General features: G+C 32.6%; 23 protein-coding genes and 5 tRNA genes. All 28 read right to left on the bottom strand.

The window, feature by feature from the left end:
• Nucleotides 1–351: 351 nt before the first annotated feature.
• The 28 genes from JL193_RS14215 to JL193_RS14085 all read right to left on the bottom strand — a co-directional run bounded on the left by JL193_RS14215 (nucleotide 352) and on the right by JL193_RS14085 (nucleotide 24,483).
• Nucleotides 352–1,173: a carbonic anhydrase gene (locus JL193_RS14215; protein ID WP_207971419.1), complete on the bottom strand. Its 822-nt coding sequence runs from the start codon at nucleotides 1,171–1,173 to the stop codon at nucleotides 352–354.
• An 11-nt stretch (nucleotides 1,174–1,184) separates the two neighbouring features.
• Nucleotides 1,185–1,895, bottom strand: a complete 711-nt coding sequence (locus JL193_RS14210; RefSeq protein WP_207971418.1) for a DUF2490 domain-containing protein — start codon at nucleotides 1,893–1,895, stop codon at nucleotides 1,185–1,187.
• An 84-nt stretch (nucleotides 1,896–1,979) separates the two neighbouring features.
• Nucleotides 1,980–2,342, bottom strand: coding sequence for a hypothetical protein (locus JL193_RS14205; protein WP_207971417.1), 363 nt, complete (start codon nucleotides 2,340–2,342; stop codon nucleotides 1,980–1,982).
• A gap of 492 nt (nucleotides 2,343–2,834) precedes the next feature.
• Complete coding sequence (locus JL193_RS14200; RefSeq protein WP_207971416.1) at nucleotides 2,835–3,146, bottom strand: DUF3467 domain-containing protein; 312 nt, start codon at nucleotides 3,144–3,146, stop codon at nucleotides 2,835–2,837.
• Between the two features lie 156 nt (nucleotides 3,147–3,302).
• The gene (locus tag JL193_RS17575; protein WP_437440092.1) at nucleotides 3,303–5,516 is read right to left on the bottom strand and encodes a DNA-directed RNA polymerase subunit beta'; all 2,214 of its coding nucleotides are present in this window, start codon (nucleotides 5,514–5,516) and stop codon (nucleotides 3,303–3,305) included.
• A gap of 185 nt (nucleotides 5,517–5,701) precedes the next feature.
• Nucleotides 5,702–7,576 carry a DNA-directed RNA polymerase subunit beta' gene (locus JL193_RS17570; protein WP_437440079.1) on the bottom strand — a complete coding sequence of 625 codons (1,875 nt, stop codon included), beginning with the start codon at nucleotides 7,574–7,576 and terminating at the stop codon, nucleotides 5,702–5,704.
• Between the two features lie 97 nt (nucleotides 7,577–7,673).
• Entirely contained in the window at nucleotides 7,674–11,483 is a 3,810-nt protein-coding gene (gene rpoB / locus JL193_RS14190; protein ID WP_207971415.1) for a DNA-directed RNA polymerase subunit beta, read from the bottom strand.
• 134 nt (nucleotides 11,484–11,617) lie between these two features.
• The gene (gene rplL / locus JL193_RS14185) at nucleotides 11,618–11,995 is read right to left on the bottom strand and encodes a 50S ribosomal protein L7/L12 (RefSeq protein ID WP_207971414.1); all 378 of its coding nucleotides are present in this window, start codon (nucleotides 11,993–11,995) and stop codon (nucleotides 11,618–11,620) included.
• Nucleotides 11,996–12,043: 48 nt separating this feature from the next.
• The gene (rplJ, locus tag JL193_RS14180; RefSeq protein ID WP_207971413.1) at nucleotides 12,044–12,559 is read right to left on the bottom strand and encodes a 50S ribosomal protein L10; all 516 of its coding nucleotides are present in this window, start codon (nucleotides 12,557–12,559) and stop codon (nucleotides 12,044–12,046) included.
• Between the two features lie 19 nt (nucleotides 12,560–12,578).
• The gene (gene rplA, locus JL193_RS14175) at nucleotides 12,579–13,268 is read right to left on the bottom strand and encodes a 50S ribosomal protein L1 (protein WP_207971412.1); all 690 of its coding nucleotides are present in this window, start codon (nucleotides 13,266–13,268) and stop codon (nucleotides 12,579–12,581) included.
• Between the two features lie 20 nt (nucleotides 13,269–13,288).
• Nucleotides 13,289–13,726: a 50S ribosomal protein L11 gene (gene rplK, locus JL193_RS14170; RefSeq protein WP_207971411.1), complete on the bottom strand. Its 438-nt coding sequence runs from the start codon at nucleotides 13,724–13,726 to the stop codon at nucleotides 13,289–13,291.
• A 74-nt stretch (nucleotides 13,727–13,800) separates the two neighbouring features.
• On the bottom strand, nucleotides 13,801–14,349 hold the full coding sequence (gene nusG, locus JL193_RS14165; RefSeq protein WP_207971410.1) for a transcription termination/antitermination protein NusG: 549 nt from the start codon (nucleotides 14,347–14,349) through the stop codon (nucleotides 13,801–13,803).
• Between the two features lie 11 nt (nucleotides 14,350–14,360).
• The gene (secE, locus tag JL193_RS14160; RefSeq protein ID WP_207971409.1) at nucleotides 14,361–14,549 is read right to left on the bottom strand and encodes a preprotein translocase subunit SecE; all 189 of its coding nucleotides are present in this window, start codon (nucleotides 14,547–14,549) and stop codon (nucleotides 14,361–14,363) included.
• An 81-nt stretch (nucleotides 14,550–14,630) separates the two neighbouring features.
• A tRNA-Trp gene (locus tag JL193_RS14155) sits at nucleotides 14,631–14,702 on the bottom strand.
• A 78-nt stretch (nucleotides 14,703–14,780) separates the two neighbouring features.
• Nucleotides 14,781–15,968 (bottom strand): elongation factor Tu, encoded by a 1,188-nt coding sequence (gene tuf, locus JL193_RS14150; protein ID WP_207971408.1) that lies wholly within the window; start codon nucleotides 15,966–15,968, stop codon nucleotides 14,781–14,783.
• Nucleotides 15,969–16,027: 59 nt separating this feature from the next.
• Nucleotides 16,028–16,100: transfer RNA gene (locus JL193_RS14145), tRNA-Thr, on the bottom strand.
• Between the two features lie 122 nt (nucleotides 16,101–16,222).
• A tRNA-Gly gene (locus tag JL193_RS14140) sits at nucleotides 16,223–16,295 on the bottom strand.
• A 13-nt stretch (nucleotides 16,296–16,308) separates the two neighbouring features.
• Nucleotides 16,309–16,390, bottom strand: a tRNA-Tyr gene (locus JL193_RS14135).
• A 39-nt stretch (nucleotides 16,391–16,429) separates the two neighbouring features.
• Nucleotides 16,430–16,503 (bottom strand) — tRNA-Thr (locus JL193_RS14130).
• A 108-nt stretch (nucleotides 16,504–16,611) separates the two neighbouring features.
• Nucleotides 16,612–16,920, bottom strand: coding sequence for a ribosome hibernation-promoting factor, HPF/YfiA family (hpf, locus tag JL193_RS14125; RefSeq protein WP_207971407.1), 309 nt, complete (start codon nucleotides 16,918–16,920; stop codon nucleotides 16,612–16,614).
• Nucleotides 16,921–16,923: 3 nt separating this feature from the next.
• Nucleotides 16,924–17,820 (bottom strand): tyrosine-type recombinase/integrase, encoded by an 897-nt coding sequence (locus JL193_RS14120; protein WP_207971406.1) that lies wholly within the window; start codon nucleotides 17,818–17,820, stop codon nucleotides 16,924–16,926.
• A 192-nt stretch (nucleotides 17,821–18,012) separates the two neighbouring features.
• Complete coding sequence (rpsU, locus tag JL193_RS14115) at nucleotides 18,013–18,210, bottom strand: 30S ribosomal protein S21 (protein ID WP_088323159.1); 198 nt, start codon at nucleotides 18,208–18,210, stop codon at nucleotides 18,013–18,015.
• A gap of 331 nt (nucleotides 18,211–18,541) precedes the next feature.
• Complete coding sequence (locus JL193_RS14110; protein ID WP_207971405.1) at nucleotides 18,542–19,708, bottom strand: acyl-CoA dehydrogenase family protein; 1,167 nt, start codon at nucleotides 19,706–19,708, stop codon at nucleotides 18,542–18,544.
• Between the two features lie 20 nt (nucleotides 19,709–19,728).
• Nucleotides 19,729–20,628: a ComEA family DNA-binding protein gene (locus JL193_RS14105; protein ID WP_207971404.1), complete on the bottom strand. Its 900-nt coding sequence runs from the start codon at nucleotides 20,626–20,628 to the stop codon at nucleotides 19,729–19,731.
• Between the two features lie 18 nt (nucleotides 20,629–20,646).
• Entirely contained in the window at nucleotides 20,647–22,239 is a 1,593-nt protein-coding gene (locus tag JL193_RS14100) for an alanine/glycine:cation symporter family protein (protein WP_207971403.1), read from the bottom strand.
• Between the two features lie 94 nt (nucleotides 22,240–22,333).
• A complete protein-coding gene (locus JL193_RS14095; RefSeq protein ID WP_207971402.1) occupies nucleotides 22,334–23,233 on the bottom strand; it encodes an SDR family oxidoreductase in 900 nt (299 codons plus the stop codon).
• Between the two features lie 30 nt (nucleotides 23,234–23,263).
• A complete protein-coding gene (locus JL193_RS14090) occupies nucleotides 23,264–24,262 on the bottom strand; it encodes a potassium channel family protein (protein WP_207971401.1) in 999 nt (332 codons plus the stop codon).
• Nucleotides 24,263–24,264: 2 nt separating this feature from the next.
• Entirely contained in the window at nucleotides 24,265–24,483 is a 219-nt protein-coding gene (locus JL193_RS14085) for a PspC domain-containing protein (RefSeq protein ID WP_088354350.1), read from the bottom strand.
• Nucleotides 24,484–24,628 lie beyond the last annotated feature (145 nt).

Here is a 24,628-nt window from a genome sequence, read left to right as displayed (position 1 = left end):
CGAAAAATCTAAAATATTGAAATTCAATAAATAAGATTTCTCCATTACAGTCGAAATAACAAGTTTTAATACTTTTGAGACAGCTTCTTTTTTTTTATAAAATTGAGTATAAATGCCAATTTATAAATAAAAAGATCCTTTCAGGTTTTAAAAAATCTGTAAGGGCTAAAATTTTGTTTTTGCAAAAAAAATAAAACATAGCCTTCGTTACAATTTCTTTTTTACAACGAAATAGAAAAGAAAAAAAAGACGTTTTATTACGATAATTTCAAATAATAAATGGCATAAAAAACCGCCTAAACAAAAAATTTGCTTAGACGGTTTTTCTCCAATCAAAAACTAACGGTATATTTATTTTGTCATTTTTATTTTTCTTCCATTTAAAGGTTGTTCATTTCTATAATTATTAATAGGCATTAATTTTTTTAATTTATTTACCTGCTCTAAAGAAACCGTAATTGGTTCTTTAAAAACAAACCAATTTACCCCTTGTGTACATGGTGGTGTGGTAAGCGAACCTACATAATTGTAATATCCTTTATTTTTAGGAAGATTTAAATTAAGATTAAACGAGCTATCTACCGTTTTTATTTCTCCTTTCTTAAGTGGTAAATAACTTTCTAAGAAATCGAAAGGAGCACTTGAAACACCTTCTTTTGCCATAACTGCCAATACTAAGTACTCTCCTTTTTTACTTACATGTACCATGTGAATTACCAACGGAAACCGAATTCCGTTTATTGTATGTTCAGACGATTCATGAAAATGAATTTGCTTTAAATCGTAGGTATCGCCTTTATAATTGATATAATCTCCACTTTCAAAATTATACTGAATAGAATGTCCGTTATTTTTTACATCATGAATTTTAGTACTAGATGCGTAATGGATGTCTAATGGTTTTAAACTTTCATCTGCCAATGCATCTACACTTACAATATTTACCGGAGATTGAAACTCTCCTCCACATTCTGAGTTTTTTTCGATCTCTACCCAATGTTCTGGACCGGTTTCTCCAGCATAACTCCAATGTTTTTTTTGATGATTTGTTGCAGAAACCTGCTCTTTTTCAGGAGTTTTTTTAGATTGCTTTGCTGTTTTTGTTCCTTTATTGCAAGACGTGAATGTAATTGCAAGTAATACGACTGCGAAAATGCTATTTTTAATTTTCATTTTAAATTTATTTAAAGATGATATTTTAATGTTGTTTGTAATATATTATTGTTTCTAAAACTATTTACCCCCACTGGTGCATAATCATTTAAATACCCCATACCTAAAGAAGCATTTTTAAATATTGGGTAAGAAATTCCTACATAAAACCAATTCTGATTTATTGATTCTGGTACAATTCCACTACCTGTATTCAACCAAATCTCATCAAATGCCGTAAGGTTTATTTTTTTAGTATCGGTAACTTTAAATAGTGGCATTCCCCAAGTGAATCGATATCGAAAACGCATCTTAAAGTCGGTTCCATTTTCGCTAAAACTAGCATTAGAAAGTTGTACAAATTGTTCTATAAAACGTTGTTCGAGTCTAAAACGATGTTTAAAGTTCGATTTTCCAGATGCATGCGACAACATTATTTGTTGCCATATATCGTTTTCATTAAAATTATGAGTATCTCTATAATTTTTAGCAAAAGTATAACCTACTGCAAAATCGACCGTTTTGTTAAGATTGTAATGTATAGAAGGTCTTATTAAAATTTGTTGCCAATCGTCTAAAAAATGAGTTCTTCTAAAATGGGCTTCGTTTTTTAAATAAAACTTGTTGTTAATTTTATAATCTAAAATTACAGTGTTCCAAGAACTATTGCTTTGTTTTACTGTTTTACTTTGACCTAATACTGCTACAGGTATTAAGAATAGTATAATTAATATATATTTCAATGTATTATTATTTAAGTTAAATAGTGGTTAAAGGAATTCTAAAACTAGAAATCCTAAATGCGTACGAACTGATAAATAATAACCTTAGAAATGTGTTTTTAACTGGCAGTATAAAATATAAAATCGCTTTTTTGCTGAAGAAAATAAATGTCCATCAATACACTTATAGAAATGTATATTATTTTGGATATAAGCGATATTGCTAGAAAGAGTGCCCGAAAAATTATTAGAAAAACTTTCTTCTTCCTCTTTTTGTTGTTCTGCAAAAATTATAACATCTATCAATACATCGTTCTCTTCTTCATTAAAATTATTTGTTGAAAAAGATATCGAGCTTAAATTAGAAGATACGGGTAAAGTATTTGCCTGTAATTTATTATTAAAAACAAGCGCAAATATTACTGTAAAAAGTAATTTAAAATAAGGATATTTAAGTAAATGTTTCATTTGCAATACAAATGTACAGTAGTTTATCAATTCTATTTTACGAGAGAATTCTTTTTAACATAATTTTTAACAAAGTGTTTGTTTTGTCTCGTTTGTCTCTAAAACTATTTTCAAATGGTATTCTTACGTGAAAATTCACAAGCTACAGTAGCATCATTTAGGAATGTTTAGTTTTGAAATTATTTGAGAAAATAATGTTATATTTAGCATCAGAGAAAGCTGTTTTTTGTGGTGCTCCACAAAGGTAACTTTGAGAAACAAATTTCCCTTTCTCTTTTTTAATCGTTTAGGACGCTATTGTTTTTTAAATATTAATTTTCAAGAAAATTCCATTCAAAAAAACAACAGCAAAAAAGATTACCATAAAAGAGTTAATCGCCCATTATGGGCTTCGTTTGTAAGAAAAACATATTTATATTTCTTCTTTAGAAAAAGAATTACTAACCATAAAAAAAAGCGAAATGTAATATTTCACTTTTTTAATTTTAACTTTTAAGCCTGACCTGTAGGGCCAAAATTCATTGGAATTGGTGGTTGCTCGTAATCTTTTATTTCTCCATGTGCTTCTTCGAACTTACGAACATTGTCTGCCAAAGCTTTAGTAAGTCTTTTGGCGTGTTGAGGAGTTAGTATAATTCTAGATTTTACTTTTGCCTTTGGTACGCCTGGCATAATATTTATAAAATCTACAATAAACTCTGATATCGAATGGTTAATGATTGCCAAGTTAGAATAAGTACCTTCTGCGATTTCTTGATCTAACTCGATATTTAACTGACCGTCTTTGTTTTGATTTTCTTCCATTTTGATAAATTTGTCAGGTCGAGCGCAGTCGAGACCTCTATTATAAACCTCTCGACTGCGCTCGAGGAGACATCATAAAAAAAAGTTGAATTGAATATTGTAATTAATTACAGCATACAATTCAACTTTTAAAATATTTAAGTGTTTACACGTTATTTAGAAACTTTGTTCTATTTCGTCTTTAGGTCCTACGATTATTTTATCGTAAACTCGCATTCCTGTTCCTGCTGGTATTTTCTTACCAACAATTACATTTTCTTTTAAACCTTCTAATGTATCTACTTTACCACTTACAGCAGCCTCGTTTAATACTTTTGTAGTTTCTTGGAAAGAAGCTGCAGAAATAAACGACTTTGTTTGTAAAGAAGCTCTTGTAATACCTTGTAAAACTTGTTCTGCTGTTGCAGGTTTTGCATCTCTTGCGGTTACTAAGTTTTGGTCGTTTCTTCTCAATAAAGAGTTCTCGTCTCTTAATTGACGTGCAGAAATAATTTGACCCGGTTTTAAGTTTTCTGAATCTCCAGCATCTTCGACAACTTTCATTCCATAAATTGCATCATTTTCTTCGATAAAGTCGTTTTTATGAATTAATTGATTCTCTAGGAATAAAGTATCTCCAGAATCTATAATTCTAACTTTACGCATCATTTGACGAACTACAACCTCGAAATGTTTGTCGTTAATTTTTACACCTTGTAAACGATATACTTCTTGAATTTCGTTTACTAAGTATTCTTGTACTGCAGAAGGTCCTTTGATTCTTAAAATATCTGAAGGAGTTGTTGCCCCGTCTGATAATGGCATACCTGCTTTAATAAAGTCGTTTTCTTGAACTAAAATTTGGTTAGATAATTTTACCAAATACTTTCTAACATCTCCTGTTTTAGACTCAACAATAATTTCTCTATTACCTCTTTTTATTTTTCCGAAAGAAACCACACCATCGATTTCTGAAACTACAGAAGGGTTCGAAGGGTTACGTGCTTCGAATAACTCTGTTACACGTGGTAAACCTCCAGTAATATCTCCTGCTTTACCAGATTTTCTTGGTATTTTAACTAAAGTATGACCTTGTGCTACTTTATCTCCATCGTTAACCATTAAGTGTGCACCTACTGGTAAACTGTAAGAACGTAAGGCGTTACCATCTTTATCTTCAATAATTAAAGATGCGATGATTTTCTTGTTCTTAGAGTCAATCATTACTTTTTCTTGGAAACCAGTTTGCTCGTCGATTTCTACAGAGTAGTTAATACCTTGTTCTAAGTTATCGAATTTTACTTTTCCTGCAAATTCAGAAATAATTACACCGTTAAATGGATCCCATTGTACAATTGCATCTCCTTTTTTAATGGTCTTTCTATCTTTATCGAAAATGATAGAACCGTAAGGTAAAATATTGGTACTTTGTGTAATTCCTGTTTTCTTATCTACAATTTTAATTTCAGCAGTTCTAGAGATTACAATATCTACATCGTTTCCTTCGCTATCTTTACCTACTACTGTTCTTAAATCTTCTATTATTACATTACCATCGAACTTTGCAATTAATTTATTATCTTCGGAAATGTTACCAGCAACTCCACCAACGTGGAATGTACGTAATGTTAACTGTGTACCTGGTTCTCCAATAGATTGTGCTGCAATTACACCAACTGCTTCACCTATTTGTACTTTGTTACGGGTAGATAAACTTTGTCCATAACATTTTGCACAAATACCTTTAGAAGATTCACATGATAATGGAGATCTTACTTCTACACTATCTATACCAGATTTATCAACTGCTTCTGCTAATTGAGAGGTAATTGGTTGGTTTGCTTCTAAAAGAAGTTCGTCTGTTAATGGGTGATAAACGTTGTTTAAAGAAACTCTTCCTTCGATTCTGTCTGCTAAAGATTCTACAATCTCATCATTTTTCTTCAATGGAGCAACTTCTAAACCTCTTAGTGTACCACAATCTTCTTCATTAATAATAACATCTTGAGAAACATCTACCAATCTACGAGTTAAATAACCTGCATCTGCGGTTTTTAAAGCGGTATCTGCCAATCCTTTACGTGCACCGTGTGTAGAGATAAAGTATTCTAAGATCGATAAACCTTCTTTAAAGTTCGAAAGAATTGGGTTTTCGATAATTTCTCCACCACCTGCTGTAGATTTTTTAGGTTTCGCCATTAATCCACGCATACCTGTTAACTGACGAATTTGCTCTTTAGAACCCCTTGCTCCAGAATCAAGCATCATATATACTGAGTTGAAACCTTGTTGGTCTTCACGCAAATTTTTCATAGATAATTCAGTTAATCGATTGTTGGTGGAACCCCAAACATCAATTACCTGATTGTAACGCTCTTTTTGCGTTAACATACCCATGTTATAGTTTCCTACGATGATATCTACTTCTTTGTTCGCTTCATCAATCATCGATTGTTTTTCGTCAGGAATAATAATATCTCCTAATGAGAATGATAAACCACCTTGGAAAGCGAATTTATATCCCATATTTTTTATTTGGTCTAAGAATTCTCCTGTTGTAGGAATATCTGTAGCTTTTAAAATGCCCCGATAATACCACGTAAGTTTTTCTTAGTTAGTACTTCATTAATATATCCTGCTGCAGGAGGTACAACTTCATTAAATAAAACTCTACCTACAGTAGTTTTTATAATTTTAGTTACTTGTTCTCCGTTTTCGTTAATATCTTGAGTTCTTACTTTAATTCCAGCATTTAAGTCAACTTTTTCTTCGTTAAAAGCAATGGTTACTTCTTCTGGTGAGTAGAAAGTTAATCCTTCTCCTTTAATTGGAACTTCTGGAGTAGAAACTCTTTCTTTGGTCATGTAGTATAAACCAAGTACCATGTCTTGAGAAGGCACCGTTACTGGTGCACCATTTGCAGGGTTTAAGATATTGTGAGAAGCCAACATTAGTATTTGCGCTTCTAAAATAGCTTCTGGTCCTAGTGGTAAATGCACTGCCATTTGATCTCCATCAAAATCGGCATTAAAGGCTGTACAAACTAATGGGTGTAATTGAATTGCTTTTCCTTCGATTAATTTTGGTTGAAATGCTTGAATACCCAATCTATGTAAAGTAGGAGCTCTGTTTAATAAAACTGGATGCCCTTTAATTACATTTTCTAAAATATCCCAAACAACTGGTTCTTTTCTATCGATTATTTTCTTCGCAGATTTAACTGTTTTTACAATTCCTCTTTCAATTAATTTACGAATTACAAAAGGCTTGTAAAGCTCAGCTGCCATATCTTTTGGGATACCACATTCTGATAATTTTAATTCTGGTCCAACAACAATTACAGAACGTGCTGAATAATCTACACGTTTTCCTAATAAATTCTGACGGAAACGTCCTTGTTTACCTTTTAACGAATCTGATAAAGATTTTAAAGGTCTGTTAGATTCTGTTTTTACTGCTGATGATTTACGTGTGTTGTCGAATAACGAATCTACAGATTCTTGCAACATACGTTTTTCGTTACGTAAAATTACTTCAGGAGCTTTTATCTCTACCAATCTTTTTAAACGATTGTTTCTAATAATTACTCTACGATATAAATCATTTAAATCTGAAGTTGCAAAACGACCTCCATCTAAAGGCACTAATGGGCGTAATTCTGGTGGAATTACTGGTATTGCCTTCATAATCATCCATTCAGGGTTGTTTTCTCTATTTTTTTGAGAATCTCTGAATGCTTCAACAACATTTAAACGTTTTAATGCTTCTGTTTTACGTTGTTTAGATGTTTCTGTATTTGCTTTGTGTCTTAATTCAAAAGACAACGCATCTAAATCGATACGTGCTAATAAATCTATTAAACATTCTGCACCCATTTTAGCGATAAACTTATCTGGGTCTGCATCGTCTTTATATTGATTTTCTTGTGGCAACTCATCAACAATATCTAAATATTCTTCTTCTGTTAAGAAGTCCATTTTTTGTAATGGTTCGCCTTCAGGTCCTTTTGCGATACCTGGTTGAATTACTACGTAACGTTCGTAGTAAATAATCATGTCTAACTTTTTAGATGGCAATCCTAAAAGGTATCCCATTTTGTTAGGTAATGATCTAAAGTACCAAATATGAGCAACAGGAACCACTAGGTTAATGTGTCCTACTCGATCTCTACGTACTTTCTTTTCTGTTACTTCTACCCCACATCGATCACAAACGATTCCTTTGTAACGAATTCTTTTGTATTTTCCACAAGCACACTCATAATCCTTTACAGGACCAAAGATACGCTCACAAAATAAACCATCTCTTTCTGGTTTGTGTGTTCGGTAGTTTATAGTTTCTGGTTTTAACACCTCTCCTCTCGAAGCTTCTAAAATTGCTTCTGGAGATGATAAACCAATCGAGATTTTATTAAACTTTTTTACAGTGTACTTCTCTTGTTTTCTTGCCATGTTTTTATAGTCTTCAGTCTTCAGTTAGCAGTCTTCAGTTTACATCACTAAAAGTGGACTGCAAGCTGCAGACTGTTATACTGCTTACTATTAAAAATTATTCTTCTAATCTAACGTCTAAACCTAAACCTTTCAATTCGTGCATTAATACGTTAAATGATTCTGGTAAACCTGGTTCTGGCATAGCTTCGCCTTTTACAATACTTTCGTATGTTTTGGCTCTTCCCATAACATCATCCGATTTTACAGTTAAAATTTCTCTTAAGATACTTGATGCACCATAGGCTTCAAGTGCCCAAACTTCCATTTCTCCAAAACGTTGACCACCAAATTGTGCTTTACCTCCTAGTGGTTGTTGTGTAATTAATGAATAAGGTCCTATAGAACGCGCATGCATTTTATCTTCAATCATGTGCCCTAACTTAATCATATAAATAATACCAACAGTTGCTGGTTGATCGAAACGTTTTCCTGTGCCTCCATCGTATAAATAAGTGTGTCCGAATCTTGGTACACCAGCTTCGTCTGTATAAGCATTAATTTGATCTAAAGATGCTCCATCGAAAATTGGTGTTGCATACTTCTTATTTAATTTTTGACCTGCCCAACCAAGAACAGTTTCATAAATTTGACCAATATTCATACGAGAAGGTACCCCTAATGGATTTAATACAATATCTACTGGAGTTCCGTCTTCTAAGAAAGGCATATCTTCTGCTCTTACAATACGAGCTACAATACCTTTGTTTCCATGACGTCCTGCCATTTTATCACCTACTTTTAACTTACGTTTTTTAGCGATGTAAACTTTGGCTAGTTTTAAAATTCCTGCTGGTAATTCGTCTCCTACAGAGATTGTAAATTTTTGACGACGTAAAGAACCTTGTAAATCGTTTACTTTAATTTTGTAATTGTGAACTAGTTCACCTACTAAATCGTTTAATTCTTTATCTGTTGTCCAAGAACCTGTTAAGTGCACGTAATCGTCAACAGAGTTTAACATTTTAAGTGTATATTTTTTACCTTTTGGCAATACTTCTTCACCTAAATCATTAAATACTCCTTGCGATGTTTTTCCACTAACTAAATTGAATAATTTCTCTATTAATTGGTCTTTTAAGCCTTCGAATTTAGACACAAAAGAAGCTTCTAAAGCAGCAACTGCTTCTTTATCTCTTAATCTTTTGTTTTTATCTTTTACAGCTCTTTTAAATAATTTTTTATCAATTACTACCCCTCTTAATGATGGTGAAGCTTTTAATGATGCATCTTTTACATCACCTGCTTTGTCTCCAAAAATAGCGCGTAATAATTTTTCTTCTGGTGTTGGGTCAGATTCTCCTTTTGGTGTTATTTTACCTATTAAGATATCACCAGGATTTACTTCTGCTCCAATTCTTATCATTCCATTTTCATCTAAATTACTGGTAGCTTCTTCAGAAACGTTAGGAATATCGTTAGTTAACTCTTCGGTTCCTAATTTTGTATCTCTAACATCTAAAGAATACTCATCGATATGAATGGATGTAAAGATATCTTCACGAACTACTTTTTCGGAAATTACAATGGCATCCTCAAAATTATATCCTTTCCAAGGCATAAAGGCCACTTTCATATTTCTTCCTAAAGCTAATTCTCCTTGTTGTGTTGCATAACCTTCACAAAGAACTTGCCCTTCTTCTACTCGATCTCCTTTTTGAACAATAGGTTTTAGGTTGATGGAGGTGCCTTGGTTGGTTTTTCTAAATTTAATTAAATCGTAAGAGACTTCATCAGAATCGAAACTAACCATTCTTTCTTCTTCTGTTCTATCGTATTTAATTGTTATTTTGTTTGCATCTACATATTCTACAACTCCATTTCCTTCGGCATTAATTAAAATACGAGAGTCTTTTGCTACTCTACGTTCTAATCCTGTACCAACGATTGGAGCTTCTGGTCTTAATAATGGAACTGCTTGACGCATCATGTTCGAACCCATTAATGCACGGTTGGCATCATCATGCTCTAAGAAAGGAATTAAGGAGGCTGATATTGATGCAATTTGATTAGGAGCGACATCCATATATTGAACTTCTTGTGGGGTTACCACAGGGAAATCACCACCTTCTCTAGAAATAATTCGATCTTCTTTAAAAGCACCTTTTTCATCTAACTCGATGTTAGATTGTGCAAAACGCATTCCTTCTTCTTCTTCTGCACTTAAATAGGTTGGTTCTTCATTTGCAACAACACCTTCGCTTACTTTTCTATAAGGTGTTTCGATAAAACCTAAATTGTTCACTTTTGCAAATACTGCTAGTGAAGAAATTAAACCAATATTCGGTCCTTCTGGAGTTTCAATTGGACATAAACGACCATAATGCGTGTAGTGAACGTCACGAACCTCAAACCCTGCTCTTTCTCTAGATAAACCTCCAGGTCCTAATGCAGATAAACGACGTTTATGGGTAATTTCTGCTAATGGATTCGTTTGATCCATAAATTGAGATAATTGATTCGTTCCAAAGAAAGAATTAATTACCGATGATAATGTTTTTGCATTAATTAAATCGATTGGTGTAAATACTTCGTTGTCACGCACATTCATACGTTCGCGAATGGTTCTAGCCATACGTGCTAAACCAACACCAAACTGACCTGCTAATTGCTCTCCAACAGTTCTTACACGTCTGTTAGATAAGTGATCGATATCATCTACTTCTGCTTTAGAATTAATTAACTCAATTAAATATTTAATAATGGTTATAATATCTAATTTCGATAATACTTTTTGATCCATTGGCTCATTTAACTGAAGTTTTGTGTTCATTCTAAAACGACCAACTTCACCTAAATTATAACGTTGTTCAGAAAAGAACAACTTGTCTATAATACCTCTTGCAGTTTCTTCGTCTGGCGGTTCTGCATTACGTAATTGTCTATAAATATGTTCTACAGCTTCTTTTTCTGAATTTGTAGGGTCTTTTTGTAATGTATTATGAATAATCGCATAGTCTGCCATATGGTTATCTTCTTTATGAAGTAAAACCGTTTTAGCACCTGCTTCTATTATTTCGTCTATATGTTCTTTTTCTAAGATTGTGTCACGATCGAAAATTATTTCATTTCTTTCGATAGATACAACTTCTCCAGTATCTTCATCTACGAAATCTTCGTGCCAAGTTTTTAAAACTCTAGCTGCTAATTTTCTGCCTAATACTTTTTTTAATCCAGCTTTAGAAACTTTTACTTCTTCTGCAAGGTCAAAAATTTCTAATATATCTTTATCTCTTTCAAAACCAATGGCTCTGAATAATGTGGTTACTGGTAATTTTTTCTTTCTATCAATATAAGCATACATTACTTGATTGATATCGGTAGCAAACTCTATCCAAGATCCTTTAAAAGGAATTACTCTTGCAGAGTATAATTTTGTACCGTTTGCGTGGAATGATTGTCCGAAGAATACCCCCGGAGATCTATGTAATTGAGAAACCACCACACGTTCTGCACCATTGATTACAAAGGTACCAGAATTGGTCATGTAAGGTATGGTACCAAGATATACATCTTGTACGATTGTTTCAAAATCTTCGTGTTCTGGATCTGTACAATATAGTTTAAGACGTGCTTTTAAAGGTACACTATGTGTTAAACCTCTCTCGATACATTCTTGAATTGAGTATCTTGGAGGATCTACAAAGTAGTCTAAAAATTCTAATACAAATTGGTTTCTTGTATCTGTAATTGGAAAGTTATCCATAAAGGTTTTGTACAAACCTTCTTCACCTCTTTCTTCTGCTTTTGTTTGAAGTTGGAAAAAGTCTTGGAAAGACTTTACCTGAATATCCAAAAAGTCTGGATATTCTTTGATCATTTGAGAAGTAGCGAAGTTGATTCTTTCAGTAGTGTTTTTCGTTGCCAAAAGAGAATATTTTTTTGATTAAAATCTTGAATTAAAATAAAGAACGAATATATACACAAAATGGTTTAGGTCTAAAAACATTGTTTTTAGTACCTAAACCTAAATTTGTTTGCCCGAAACTTCGGGATAAAAGCTTATTTAAGCTCTACCTCTGCTCCTGCTTCTTCTAAAGACTTTTTAAGACCTTCTGCCTCGTCTTTAGATACTCCTTCTTTTACTGCTGCTGGAGCGCTATCTACGATACCTTTTGCTTCTTTTAATCCTAAACCAGTTAATTCTTTAACTAACTTTACTACTGCTAGTTTAGAACCACCTGCTGCTGTTAAGATTACATCGAATTCAGTTTGTTCGTCTGCGGCGTCATCTCCTCCACCTGCTGCTGGACCTGCTACTGCAACTGCTGCTGCAGCTGGCTCGATACCATACTCTTCTTTTAAAATAGTAGCTAATTCATTAACTTCTTTTACTGTTAAGTTAACTAATTGCTCTGCGAAATCTTTTAATTCTGCCATTTTAATTGTTTTAAAATTTGTTTATTTTAGTTTTATTTGTGCGCTTAATTATTTTTCAGATAATGTTTTAATAATACCTGAAAGTGTTTGACCACCAGATTGTAATGCCGAAATAACATTTTTGGCTGGCGATTGTAATAATCCAATGATTTCTCCAATTAATTCTTCTCTAGACTTAATATCTACTAAAGCATCTAATTGATCGTCTCCAATATATACAGATTCTTCTGCATAAGCTCCTTTTAATAAAGGTTTCTTAGATTTTTTTCTAAATTCTTTAATTAATTTAGCTGGAGCATTTGCTGCTTCAGAAACCATCATTGAAGTATTCCCTTTTAATGTTGCTGGAAGTTCACCAAAATCTTTATCTGATGCTTCCATTGCTTTTGCAAGTAATGTATTTTTAACAACGGATAACTGAACACCTGCTTTAAAACAAGCTCTACGTAAATTAGAGGTAGCTTGTGCGTTTAATCCAGAAATATCTGCTAAATAAATCGTGTTAGTGTCTGCTAATACTGCTGTTAAATCTTGTATTACTTGTGATTTTTCTTCTCTAGTCATAATTATAAGTTTTAACGTATTAAACAGTTTTTACTTCAACAGGAATACTAGGACTCATTGTACTAGACATAAAAACGCTTTTTACGTAGGTTCCTTTTGCTGTAGTAGGTTTCAATTTAATAATTGTTTGTATTAACTCGTTTGCATTCTCTGCAATCTTTTTAGCATCAAAAGATACTTTTCCGATTGCTGCATGTACAATTCCAGTTTTATCTACTTTAAAATCGATTTTACCCGCTTTTACATCTTGAACAGCTTTGGCAACGTCCATTGTTACTGTACCTGTTTTTGGGTTTGGCATTAAACCTCTAGGACCTAAAATTCTACCTAAAGGACCTAATTTACCCATTACACTAGGCATTGTAATAATAACATCTACATCTGTCCAACCTCCTTTAATTTTTTGAAGGTATTCGTCTAACCCTACATAATCTGCACCAGCTTCTTTAGCTTCTGCTTCTTTGTCTGGGGTTACCAATGCTAAAACTTTTACATCTTTACCTGTTCCGTGAGGTAATGTTACCACACCACGTACCATTTGATTTGCTTTACGAGGATCTACTCCTAAACGTATTGCTAAATCTACTGATGCATCAAACTTTACATTCGTAATGTCTTTGACTAACGCAGAAGCTGCTGCTAAATCGTAAGATATAGAGCTATCTACTTTTGCGTAAGCTACTTTTTGCTTTTTTGTTAATTTTGCCATTTTACTACTTTTTATAAAGTTTATGCTGGTGCATTACCTTTTACTGTTAATCCCATAGAACGTGCTGTACCTGCAATCATTCGCATTGCCGAAGAAATTTCAAAGGCATTTAAATCTACCATTTTGTCTTCTGCAATTACTTTAATTTGATCCCAAGTAATTGATGCTACTTTCTTTCTGTTTGGTTCTCCTGAACCTTTTTTAATTTTGGCCGCTTCTAGTAACTGGACTGCCGCAGGAGGAGTTTTTACGATAAAATCGAACGATTTATCTTTAAAAACAGTTATCACAACAGGTAACACTTTACCTTGTTTGTCTTGCGTTCTTGCATTAAACTGTTTACAAAACTCCATAATGTTAACACCAGCAGCACCTAAAGCGGGTCCAACCGGCGGCGATGGATTCGCTGCGCCTCCCCTTACTTGTAATTTAACTACTTTACTAACTTCTTTTGCCATTTTAAAATGTTTAATGATTTATTTTAATTTTGGAAGCATTAAAACAAACCGGTATTATATATACTGTGTAACAATTATATTTTTTCTACTTGCATATAACTTAGTTCTAATGGTGTTTTTCTTCCGAAAATTTTTACCATTACTTCTAGTTTACGCTTCTCTTCGTTTACTTTTTCAATAGTTCCATCAAATCCGTTGAAAGGACCATCTACAACTTTTACGGTTTCTCCAACATTGTAAGGAATTGCAACGTTTTCGTCTTGAACCGAAAGTTCATCAACTTTACCTAACATTCTATTTACTTCCGACTTACGCATTGGAACAGGCTCACCTCCTTTAGTTTCACCTAAAAAACCGATAACTCCTGTGATTGCTTTTATAACGTGAGGCACTTCTCCTGAGAGGTTTGCCTCAATCATAATATATCCTGGAAAATAAACTCTTTCTCTGTTTACTTTTTTACCATTTCTTATTTGAACAACTTTTTCTGTTGGTACGATAACTTGACTTACATAGTCAGATAAACCCACTCTAGAAATTTCTGTTTCTATATAAGCTTTTACTTTATTTTCTTGTCCTCCAATGGCTCTTACAACATACCATTTCATCACTGAATCAGCCATAATTTATTTTATTAAAATAATTTGAAATAATTGTCTAATCCTGTTTGAAAAACATAATCTATACCAGCAACTGCTAATGCAAACAAAATTGTAAACACAGCTACAGTTACAGTTGTTTTTTGAGCTTCTTCTTTAGAAATCCACGTCATGTGGTTATTTAATTCTTCAAAAGAATCTTTGATATATTGTATAAAGTTCATCTTACCTGTTTGTTTTTTACGAATGAAATAAGTTTGCTTTGACTTTGTTTAGTAAAACTTTTATTTTTCGTATTTTATTTGCACGGGCGGAGAGATTCGAACTCCCGACAGCTGGTTTTGGAGACCAGTGCTCTACCGCTGAACTACGCCCGTTTATTATTTCATTGATAAAGGTATTCCGTTAAAAACGGAATACCTTTTATATTTATCAATTAATAAACTAATAGAAAATTAGTCTAGTAATTCGGTTACTTGACCTGCACCAACTGTTCTACCACCTTCACGGATTGCAAAACGTAAACCTACGTTTAATGCGATTGGCTGAATCAAATCAACTGTAATTGTTAAGTTATCTCCTGGCATAACCATTTCAACTCCTGAAGGTAAGTTAATAGTACCTGTAACATCTGTAGTTCTTACATAGAACTGTGGACGATAGTTGTTATGGAATGGAGTGTGACGTCCACCTTCTTCTTTTTTAAGAACATATACCTCTGCTTTAAATTTAGCGTGTGGAGTTACAGAACCTGGTTTACAGATAACCATTCCTCTTTTGATATCTTCTTTTGCAATACCTCTTAATAAGATACCTGCGTTATCTCCTGCCTCACCTCTATCTAAGATTTGACGGAACATCTCGATACCTGTAATTGTAGAAGACATTTTTTCTGCCCCCATACCAATAATATCTACAGTATCTCCTGTGTTTGCGATACCAGTTTCGATACGTCCAGTTGCTACTGTACCACGACCTGTAATAGAAAATACATCTTCAACAGGCATTAAGAAATCTTTATCAACCTCTCTTAAAGGCTCTTCAATCCATGAGTCACAAGCTTCCATCAATTCTAAAACTGTGTCAACCCATTTTTGCTCACCATTTAAAGCTCCTAAAGCAGAACCTGAAACTACAGGACCATTATCTCCATCATATTCATAGAAAGACAATAATTCTCTAACTTCCATATCTACTAATTCTAAAAGCTCTTCATCATCAACCATATCAACTTTGTTTAAGAAAACAACGATACGTGGAATACCTACTTGACGACCTAATAAGATATGCTCTCTAGTTTGTGGCATAGGACCATCTGTAGCCGCAACCACTAAAATAGCTCCATCCATTTGCGCAGCACCAGTAACCATGTTTTTTACATAATCCGCGTGACCTGGACAGTCAACGTGTGCATAGTGACGATTAGCTGTCTGGTATTCTACGTGTGAAGTATTAATTGTAATACCTCTTTCTTTTTCTTCTGGAGCGTTATCAATCTGATCAAAAGATTTAGCCTCAGAGAAACCTGCATCAGCTAATACTTTAGTAATAGCCGCAGTTAAAGTTGTTTTACCGTGATCTACGTGTCCGATAGTACCAATGTTTAAGTGTGGTTTCGAACGGTCAAAAGTTCCTTTTGCCATAATTATTAATTTTAATTCTTAGTTTAAATATATTTAGTGTCTGATAATACGTATTAGTGAGCCAATGATGGGACTTGAACCCACGACCTCATCCCTACCAAGGATGCGCTCTACCAACTGAGCTACACCGGCTTGTTGATAATTTTGAGCAAAAGACCGGATTTACTTCGACTAGGCTCTGCACAAACTTCTTTTCCTACTTTTTTTGCTGTTTAAAAAAATCTATCTAAATTTCTTTACAACAAAAATCTTTGAGCGAAAGACCGGGTTCGAACCGGCGACATTCAGCTTGGAAGGCTGACGCTCTACCAACTGAGCTACTTTCGCAATATATAAATTGTGGGGAGAGCAGGATTCGAACCTGCGAAGACATAGTCAACGGAGTTACAGTCCGTCCTCGTTGGCCGCTTGAGTATCTCCCCGAAATTTACTATTTTAATGAACTTTATTTGTTTTCTTAGAGCCGATGGAGGGACTCGAACCCACGACCTGCTGATTACAAATCAGCTGCTCTAGCCAGCTGAGCTACATCGGCTTTTGTTGTAAAAAAACAACCCGCTATTTCTAACGGATTGCAAATGTATAAAGTTTTTTTATATTCTAAAACTTTTTATAATTATTTTTTTTACTTTTTTTAATCTTTTTATGAAATTAAAGAATCTCTATGTTTTTCTTTAGATCTTTTTAGCTGTCTTTTTAAGTTATCTACTGCCGAATTTACTCCTTCTTCGAAGGTTTTTGTTTCTCTTTTAACAATTAGCTCGCTTCCTGGGATGTTAATTTTTACTTCTGTGATTTTATTTTCTTTGTCACTTGTGTTCAGTACCTTTAAAAAAACCTCTGCATCTACTATTTTATCGTGAAACTTAACTAGAGACTCGACCTTTTTCTCTACAAATTTAATTAATTCGCTGTCTGCATTAAAATTAACGGATTGTGTGAATACTTTCATAAATCATTCTTTTTTTTTGCTCCTAGGGTGAGCTTGGTTATACACTTTTTTTATTGCATCAAGACTATTATGTATATAGACTTGTGTTGAAGCTAAGGATGAATGCCCTAGCAATTCCTTAACTGAGTTTAAATCTGCCCCTGCATTTAAAAGGTCTGTTGCAAAAGAATGCCTAAGTATATGAGGACTCTTTTTTACCTTTGAAGAGACTTGACTAAAATAAGTATTTATAATTCTGTAAACAAGTGTTTCATAAATTTTATTTCCTCTTTCAGTTATAAATAAAACGTTTTCTAAAGTAGGGTATTGTTTTTTTAGTTCTAAATATTTTCTTAAAGTTTCTAAAACCGAATCTAATATTGGTACGAAACGCTCTTTATTTCTTTTTCCTAAAATTTTAATGGTTTTGTTAGATAGGCTTATGTCGGATTCTTTTATACGAACTAGCTCTATTCTTCTTAATCCCATAGAGTAAAAAAACTCTACTATTAATTTATTTCTGATTGATATAAAATCGCTATCTAAATCGATTGCATCAATTACTTTATTAATTTCTTTTTTTGAAAATGGAACTTGTACTTTTTTCTCGACTTTTAAGGCTTTAAATTTTGCTAGTGGATTGGCTTCTATGTGACCTATTTTTTGAAGAAATTTATAAAAAGATTTTAGTGAAGTTGCTTTTCTATTAATACTTCTGTTTGAAATGTTTAAGTCAACTAAATAAACCACCCAACTTCTTACAATTGGATAATGTACTTCTAAAAGATTTTCTATGTCGTATTCTGTTTCGCAAAAGTCTTTAAAAGATAACAAATCTGTTTTATATGCCGTAACTGTATGCTTAGCGTATTGTTTTTCTAACGCAAGGTATTCCAAAAAAGAGGCTATTAAAACGTTCAAGGTTTTGAATTCTAGACTTATTTAAAGTCAAAGTTACTAAAATTAGACACAAAAAAACTCGTAACATACTTTAATATTACGAGTTTTTTATATTGATAACAGATATCTTAATAAGAAATCTTGCTTTTTACCGAGATTGGTTCAACTTACAATTTTGAGAAAATATTTTAGATTCATCAAAATTGAGTTGCACTACCCTACTTCTTCTTGTGTTCTTAATTTTTGAACGTAAGAAGCTTTTATTCTTTGAGCTCTTTTTGCTACTGAAGGTTTCGTGAAGTTCTTTCTATTACGCAAGTTCTTCATTGTTTTTGTACGGTCGAATTTTCGTTTGTAACGTTTTAAAGCTCTATCGATGTTTTCTCCTTCTTTAATAGGTATAATTAACATAAGTTGGCACCTCCCTTCATAAGTATCTTTTATATTTTTTAAATAGTATTTAAACTATTGGGTTTATTTTTTGGACTGCAAAGGTAATTACAAATTATGAATTGGCAATTCTAAAAACTAAATTATTTTTCTATACTTGAATTTACGTTAGAGATAAAACTTTTAAACTTCACTCAAAACAAGTGTTATTCTTTTTTTATAATGATAGAAAACCTGACTTTTTTCAACATGAATTCGACGTAATGCCATTGATCATTTGCAATTACCGTAAAATAAAATATCCTGTAAAATTTTGGGCTTTTACAGGATATTTATATTTTTTTAACCTTATTTAGGTCGCTGGTTTGTATTCTTTGTTATCAATTATCATTTTAGCGATGATTTCTTTTAAGATTTCTGAAGTACCTCCTCCAATGGGCCCTAACCTACTGTCGCGCAGTAAACGAGCCATTGGGTAATCTTCCATATACCCATAACCGCCTAACATTTGAAGTGCTTCGTAAACTACTTCGTCTGCCATTTTTGTTGATAATAATTTAGACATACTTGCCTCTTTAACAACATATTTACCATCGTTTAAACGTTTGGCAATCGAGTAATTGTATTCTCTACACATGTCGATTCTACTTGCCATTTCAGCAATTTTATGTCTTAATGCTTGAAACTTATCTAACGACTTACCAAAAGCAACTCTTTCTTTCATGTAGTTAATTGCATAATCTACAGCATATTCTGCTCTTGCGTGTGCATTTATTCCCATAACTAAGCGCTCTAGGGCAAAGTGTTGCATAATGTATGGAAAACCTTTTCCTTCTTCTCCCATTAAATTTTCTGCTGGAATTTCTACGTTATCGAACGCAATTTCTCCTGTATCTGAAGCTCTCCAACCTAATTTATCTAATTTAGTTGCAGAAACTCCTTTTGCATCTCTATCTACTACAAAAATACTAATTCCTTTGTATTTATCTGAAGGATCTGTTTTTGCGGCAACTATTAAATAATCGGAATAAATTCCGTTTGTGATAAATGTTTTAGAGCCATTTAAAATATATTTATCTCCTTTTTTTATCGCTGTAGAACGCATTCCTGCAACATCGGAACCTCCAAAAGGTTCTGTGATACACAAACAACCAATTTTATCTCCTGTTACACTTGGCACTAGGTATTTTTGTTTGGTTGCTTCGCTTGCTTCTTTGTTTAGGTGTGTCATCGCTAAATATTCGTGCGCCCACATTGCAGCAGCAAAACCTCCTGAGTTTATTTTTTGCAATTCTTCTAAAAAAATTACGGTATAAAAAAGATCCACATCCATACCTCCATATTCTTCTGGAGTAGATAAACCAAAATAGCCCATTTCGCCAAATTTTTTCCAAATAAAACGATCTATGGTTCCTGTTTTTTCCCATTTTTCGATATGAGGAACGACTTCTTTTTGCAAAAAATCTCTAAAACTTGTACGAAAAAATTCGTGTTCTTCAGTAAAATACATATTATTCATGCGGTACTAATTTGAGTTGTTTATTCAGCAACCAAATATAAGACTATTCTATCATATTTATCTAAAGGAAAGCCTTTGATATTTTTTAATTCTGATATATTTTGAATCTCTGCAACTTCGTCTCTATAATTAAATATTTTTTTGCACAATTCGTAATCGATATATGGATTTTTAAGTAACTGCTTGAAAGTAATTGTGTTTATATTTTGAGTTTTAATTTTTGGTTTGTCGAATATTTTAAATGTTTCTAATACGCTATCGGCGACTTGTTTTTCTAAGCCCCAAACTTCGTAGAGTTGGTTTTGAAATGAAAACCCTTGTAATTTAGAGCGGTACTTAATAATTCTTTTTGAAAATGCTGGTCCAATTCCGTTTATTGTTTGAAAATCTTGTGCGGTTGCTTTGTTAATATCGTTTGTAGTAAGTTTATATTTTGGTTTTCGAGATTCCTCGACTCCGCTCGAAATGACATTTTGATTGCTGTATTTATTTTGATTTTTTTGAACTACCCAGTCTGGAAACTTAAAATGCGGAGAAATTTTATCAAGTAAACTGTCTGAAACTTTTGTGATTTGTTGAAATTCTTTTTTTGAATTGATAAATTTACTCGTTTTTCTAAAAGCTAGTAACCTATCTATTTCTTCTAAAGACATTCCTAATTGCTCGCCCTTAAAATCTGTAATATAGTTTGGATTGAAAGGGGTTATTTTGGGTTTTCTGTTTTCAATTTCAACTTTTCGAAGACTGTCTATTTTATGTTGAAAAGCAAGAACTTTTGGAGTTTCTGTACTAACCATTACATCTGAAGAAAAGTCAACAAAAACAATAATACTTTGAAATACAATAATTAATAGTACTAAAAGAAAAATCCCATTTCTTTGGCTTTTATTATACCAGAAATGGGATTTGAATATACTCATGTTGTAACATTTTACATATTATGCTTTGGAAGCTTTTATTGCCCCCATATATCTTTTTAACTCTGCTTTTACTTTTGGTGCTAAGAAAATTAAACCAATCATATTGGGTACCATCATCGCAAAAACCATCGCATCTGAGAAACCAATTACAGAACCTAAACTCGCTGCTGCACCAATTACTACAAATACACAAAAGATTACTTTATATGTATATTCCATTTTTTTAGATCTTCCGAATAAATATGCCCAACCTTGAAAGCCGTAGTAAGACCAAGAAATCATAGAACTAAATGCAAATAAAACAACCGCAACTGTTAAAACATAAGGAAACCAAGAAATCGCAGATTCGAATGCTCCTGATGTTAATAAAATTGCTTGAGCATCATTTAGAGACGCATTTTCTGCTGTTACATTTCCTGTAATAATTAATACCAAAGCTGTCATTGTACAAACTACAACTGTGTCTATAAAAGGTTCTAATAAAGCAACCATACCTTCACTAGCTGCATATTTTGTTTTTACTGCTGAATGTGCAATAGATGCAGAACCAATACCTGCTTCGTTTGAAAAAGCAGCTCTTCTAAATCCTTGTACCAAAACACCTACTGCACCACCTGCGATTCCTTCTGGACTAAATGCTCCATGGAAAATTTGCAAAAATGCATCTCCAATCATATCATAATTAAAGAAAATTACATATAAAGATGCTAGAACATAAATTGCCACCATAAAAGGTACAATCTTGTCTGTTACTTTTGCTATCTTCTTAATACCTCCAATAATTACAATACCAACTAATATTGCCATTACTATACCAAAAGCCCAACCATATCCGTTTAAGAAAGATTGCTCTCCTCCAGTAATGTTTTCTACTAATTGAAATGCTTGATTTACTTGAAACATGTTTCCACCACCAAAAGATCCTCCAATTACAAAAATAGCAAATGCTCCAGCCAAAATTTTACCTAAAGTTTTATTTTTTAACCCTTTTGTTAAATAATACATTGGACCTCCATAAACAGTTCCGTCTGCTTCTATATCTCTATATTTAACACCCAATGTACACTCAACAAATTTAGAAGCCATTCCTAAAAAGCCAGCAACAATCATCCAAAAAGTAGCACCTGCACCACCAATAGAAACCGCGATTGCAACCCCTGCAATATTTCCTAGACCAACTGTTGCAGACAATGCTGCAGTAAGCGCCTGAAAGTGAGAAACCTCTCCATCATGACCTTCTACTCTGATCGTATCTGGATTATCTCCTTCACCTGTTGTTGAAACATTTTTAGCAACTTCAATTGCTTTATTTTCTCCTTTACCCTCTAAACCATCATATTTTCCTCTAACAATATTCACAGATGTAAAAAAACCTCTAAAGTTGATAAAATTGAAATAAAATGTAAAATATAAAGCTCCTAAAATTAACGGAAACAGCACCCAATAGATACTAACGTTTTCTGAAAATGGAATCTGATAAAAAATTATATCAACAAACCAACCTGTGGCATTTCCGAATGCTTCATCGATTTGTTCATCTAAACCTTTTTCTTGTGCAAACGCTAAAAACGGGGCTGCTAAGAATAACAGCGAAAGAAGTTTTTTCTTCATAATATTAAAATATGATTAGTGTATTTTTAATTAATAGCACGCAATATCATAAAAAATTGCCCTTTTAACAACTTTTATAAGTTAAATGTGATTTTTACATTAATTTTTCTTTAAACCTCTCTAAGTCTTCTTTAAAAGATTTTGGGTAAAAATCGAGCTCTTTATTTGTTTTTGACAAATCGAAACCTGTTTTGGCAGGTCTTGCTGCGGTTTGATTTAATGTTGATGTTGATGTTGGTTTGATAAAACTTTTATCTAATGCAAAAGCATCTGCTATTTGTTGGGCAATTTCATAAACGCTTAATAATTCGTTGGAAGCAATATGATAAATGCCTGTAGCTTTTTTATCTAAAGAAATTTTACAAGCCATTGCCAAATCTTCTACATATGTTGGGGTTCTAAATTGGTCGTTTACAATGGTAATTTCTTGTTTTTGTGCTAACATTTTCTTTACCCAAAGAACAATGTTATTTCTACTCATATCAAATACTTTTCCATAGACCAAAATGGTTCTTAAAATGGTGTAATTTATATTTGATTTTGTTAAAATTTCTTCTGATTTTAACTTAGATAATCCATAATAACTTAATGGATTTGGCGTATCTGTTTCTGTGTAGTTTCCTTTTTTTCCATCAAAAATAAAGTCTGTTGAAATATGAATTAGATGTGCGTTTATTACTTTAGAAATTTCTGTAAGCCATTTTACAACAGTTACATTTAACAAATCGCAAGCTTCTTTATTGTTCTCACAATCATCTACTTGCGTCATTGCAGCAGTGTTTATAATTACTGCTGGTTTTATTTCTTGTAGCTTTTCTTTCAGAATTAATTCTTCTGTAATATCTATAGAAATATATTTAAAATCGTCTCTTCCACTTCTATTTTTTCCTCTAGAAAAACCTATTACTTCGTATTTTTCTTTTTCTTGCAGTAATAAATTTAATAAAGACTGCCCTAACAACCCATTACTTCCTGTAATAACAATTTTCTTCATTTTTAAATTCTAATTATTAGCTTTCTTAGATTAAAATAATTCTCTTAGTTTTATAATTTGCTCTGGTCTTCCTAAAACAATTAAATGCGAATTTGGCACTAATTTAATGTTTGCTTCTGGGTTAATTATATAATCTCTATCTGGGTTTCTAAAACCAATAACTGTACAACCTGTTTGGCGTCTTAAATCTAAATCTAAAATTGTTTTATTTAAGTATTTTTTTGGCAAGTCGTTTACAGCAATTTCTTCTAAATTGGCTGTTGTTTCTCCTTCTATTGTTAGTCTATCTACAAATTCGATAACATCTGGCGTAGTTACTAAAGAAGCCATATGGTCTCCACCCAATTTATCTGGCATAATTACATTGTCTGCTCCTGCAATTTTTAATTTGTTATAAGAAGATTCGTTAGAGGCTCTACTAATTACTTTACAATTTGGGTTTAACTGACTGGCTGTTAATACTACAAATAAATTGTCTGCATCCGAAGGTAAAGCCGTTATTAAAAAAGAGGCTTGTTCGATGCCTGCTCTTATTAAAGTTTCATCTAAAGTTGCATCACCTTCGATATTTAACATTCCTTCGATATCTATGGCTTCAATCATTTCTTTATTTTTTTCGACAACTACAAATTTTTTATTGTAATTCCCCAATTTTAAGATGGCTTGTTTTCCATTTCTACCAAAACCACAAACAATTGTGTGTCCTTTTAATCGTGCTATTTCTTTTTCCACCTTTTTATGTTTAAAATGTTCGAATAATTTACCACTTACCAAATATTCCGAAAATGCAGAAACTGCATATCCAAAAACTGTTATACTCGTTAAAATTAAAAATATTGTAAAAATTTTTTCTTCGTGAGAAAAGGGTCGTAGTTCTCCAAAACCAACTGTAGTTACCGTAATTACAGTCATGTACAATGCATCTACTAAATTATAATTAGATAGCCCCATGTAACCAATGGTTCCTATTGCTAAAATGGAAACAACAAGTACTACAATTTTATTAATTTTAGATTGTAAAATAGGCATAATTATAAATCGAATACAGAGCTTCTTTTCGTGTAAATTTTATCTTTTAACTTTAACAAAAAAGCCATCGTTAAATACAAACCAAAAGATAGCCCAACTGTAAAAAACGTAACATAAATAAAAAACAATCGTACGTTTACAGCTCTCATTCCTAGCCTATCTGCCAATCTAGAGAAAACCCCAAAACCATTTCTTTCAAAATAATGCCGAATACTGTCCATTGTTTCTTTTTAAATCTATTGCAAGATACTATTTTATGATTTTATGGCAAGACTTTTGTTTGTTTTGTGCATAACACATTTATCATTTAAAATAGTATAACATTAAAAGTTAAACTTATAAAAGCGTTTTACATTTTCTTCTGCA

It is taken from the genome of Polaribacter batillariae (assembly GCF_017498485.1).
Taxonomy (GTDB): domain Bacteria; phylum Bacteroidota; class Bacteroidia; order Flavobacteriales; family Flavobacteriaceae; genus Polaribacter; species Polaribacter batillariae.
This window is presented reverse-complemented; position numbering and strand designations above follow the sequence as displayed.